Source organism: Streptomyces sp. NPDC057939 (assembly GCF_042887545.1).
Lineage (GTDB): Bacteria > Actinomycetota > Actinomycetes > Streptomycetales > Streptomycetaceae > Streptomyces.
The window spans coordinates 1-2,560 of record NZ_JBHVPG010000121.1 but is presented as its reverse complement, the minus strand read 5'-3'; the positions used below and the strand labels follow the sequence as shown (position 1 = coordinate 2,560).

Sequence of the window (2,560 nt, the reverse complement as noted above, 5' to 3'; positions counted from 1 at the left end):
GGCGAAGGCCCCGGTTCCCGGACGACGTCCGGGAACCGGGGCCTTCGCCCGTGGGAGGGCCTAGCCGCGGGTGAACGCCTCGTAGGCGTCGCAGACCTCGGCGGACGGACCGTCCATGCGCAGCACGCCCGATTCCAGCCAGATCGCCCGGTCACAGGTCTCGCGGACCGTGCCGATGCCGTGGCTGACGAGGAAGACGGTGCCGGCGCGCTCGCGGAGTTCCTCGATGCGGGCCTGGCTGCGGCGCTGGAAGGCGGCGTCGCCGGTGGCGAGGGCCTCGTCGATCATCAGGACGTCGTGGTCCTTGGCGGCGGCGATGGAGAAGCGCAGCCGGGCGCCCATGCCGGAGGAGTAGGTGCGCATGGGCAGCCCGATGAAGTCGCCCTTCTCGTTGATGCCGGAGAAGTCGACGATGTCCTGGTAGCGCTCGCGCACCTGTTCGCGGGTCATGCCCATCGCGAGGCCGCCGAGGACCACGTTGCGTTCGCCGGTGAGGTCGTTCATCAGGGCGGCGTTCACCCCGAGGAGCGAGGGCTGGCCGTGGGAGTACACGGTGCCCGCGGCCACCGGTTGGAGTCCGGCGATGGCCTTCAGGAGGGTGGACTTGCCCGAGCCGTTGGAGCCGATGAGGCCGATGGCCTCGCCCTTGTACGCGGTGAAGGTGACGCCCCTGACGGCGTGCACCTCGCGGACGCCGGGGGTCGGGCCGCGGGAGAAGATCCGGCTGAGGGCGGCGGTGGCGCCGCCCTTGCGGGCGCCGGATCCCTGGACCTTGTAGACGACGTGCACGTCGTCGGCGATGACGGTGGGGACGCGGTCGCCGGGCACGGGCGGGGCCGTCCGTGCGGGTGCGGGTGCGGTGCTGGTCGAGGTGTCAGCCACGGCCGTACTCCTCCTCTGCCTTCCAGAAGTAGACGAACCCGCCGACGCCGGCGAGCAGGGCCCAGCCGATGGCGATCGGCCAGACGTGGTGGGGCAGGGAACCGGTCCCGAAGCTGTCGATCAGGGAGAAGCGCATCAGGTCGATGTACACGGCTGCCGGGTTGGCCTTGAGCGCCAGCAGCACCCAGTGCGGCAGGTCGTCGGCCTTCAGGAAGCTGTCGATCGACCACATGACGCCCGAGGAGTACATCCAGGTCCGCAGGACGAACGGCATCAGCTGGCTGACGTCGGGGTTCTTGCTGCCGATGCGCGCCATCACCATGGCGCAGCCGGCGCAGAAGACCGCCATCAGGAGGAGCGTCGGGGCGGCGAGGAACCAGGACCAGGCGGGGGTCTGGCCGAAGGCCAGCAGCAGTACGACCAGCGCGGCCATCGTGACGAGCAGCTGTTGGAAGAGCTGGACGACGGAGGACAGGGGCAGGCTGGCGCGCGGGAAGTGCAGGGCGCGCACCAGGCCGAGGTTGCCGTGGACGGCGCGGGTGCCGGCGTTGATGGAACTGCCGATGAAGTCCCACACGAACACGCCGGTGATCAGGAACGGCAGGTAGTCGGGCACGGCGTGCCCGGCCCGCATCACGATGCCGAAGATGAAGTAGTAGACGGCCGCGTTGAGCAGCGGGGTCACCAGGTGCCAGACCTGCCCGAGCTTGGCCGTGCTGTACGTGGCGTGCATGCGGGCGGTGGCGTACGCCGTCACGAAGTGGCGGCGGTCCCAGAGCTGGGCGACGTACCGGGGGAGGGAGGGGCGGGCGCCGCTGACGGTCAGCCCGTGGGTCGCGGCCAGCTCGGCCGGGGTGGGCGGCGGGGCGTGCGACGCCGGGGCGGTCACGGTGGTCACGGGGGTCGCGGTCACGGGAGTCGCTTTCGACGGGGGCATGGCGTCGGATGACGACGGAACGGTTCCGTATCGTCGCTACGTGGAGGTTAGGCCGATCGGCGTCGGAACGCAACCGTATCGTCGTGACGTGGGGGTGGCGGCGTGCGCGGCTATGCTCGGTGCATGACTTCCGACCCCGCCGCCAGCCCCGCCCGCCGAGCCCCCGCGGGGGCCGCAGTCCTGCGCGAGGACGTCACCGAGGCGATCCGGGCGGCCGTGGTCGAGGAACTGGCCGCCGTGGGCTTCGCCCGCATGTCGATCGAGGGCATCGCCCGCCGCGCCGGGGTCGGCAAGACAGCCGTCTACCGCCGCTGGAAGTCGAAGCTCCACCTGGTCCTGGACCTCGTCGGCGCCTTCGCCGCCGACGGCCTGCCGGTACCGGCCACCGGCTCGCTGCACGGGGACGTACGGGCCCTGCTGGAGGTGATGTCACACGTGCTGCGCCACCCGGTCGCCTCGGCGGTCATCCCCGACCTGCTGGTCGAGGCCGCGCGCAACCCCGAGATCGCGGACGCGGTGCGCGGAGCGATCCTGGAGGGCCAGCGCAGGCTCGCCGAGGGGATCGTCGCCGAGGCGGTCGCGCGCGGCGAACTGTCGGAGTCGGCGACCCCCGACCGGGCCCTGGACCTGGCCATCGGCCCGCTGTACTGGCGCCAGGTGGTCGTAAGGGACGAGGTGCCGGCGGGCTACCTGGACGACCTGGCCCGCTCGGTGGTCGCCGGCCTGCGGGCCGCCTGACCG

Annotated in this window: 3 protein-coding genes; 1 reads left to right on the top strand and 2 read right to left on the bottom strand. The window is 71.9% G+C overall.

Annotation, left to right across the window (positions count from 1 at the left end):
* Positions 1 to 60 precede the first annotated feature (60 nt).
* Entirely contained in the window at positions 61 to 882 is an 822-nt protein-coding gene (locus ACFVS6_RS42890; RefSeq protein WP_389711965.1) for an ABC transporter ATP-binding protein, read from the bottom strand.
* On the bottom strand, positions 875 to 1,819 hold the full coding sequence (locus ACFVS6_RS42885) for an ABC transporter permease (RefSeq protein WP_389711964.1): 945 nt from the start codon (positions 1,817 to 1,819) through the stop codon (positions 875 to 877). The genes ACFVS6_RS42890 and ACFVS6_RS42885 overlap by 8 nt, the downstream gene beginning before the upstream one ends.
* 123 nt (positions 1,820 to 1,942) lie before the next feature.
* Between ACFVS6_RS42885 and ACFVS6_RS42880 the strand changes: the two genes are divergently transcribed.
* The gene (locus tag ACFVS6_RS42880; protein ID WP_389711963.1) at positions 1,943 to 2,557 is read left to right on the top strand and encodes a TetR/AcrR family transcriptional regulator; all 615 of its coding nucleotides are present in this window, start codon (positions 1,943 to 1,945) and stop codon (positions 2,555 to 2,557) included.
* The last annotated feature ends 3 nt before the right edge of the window (positions 2,558 to 2,560 follow it).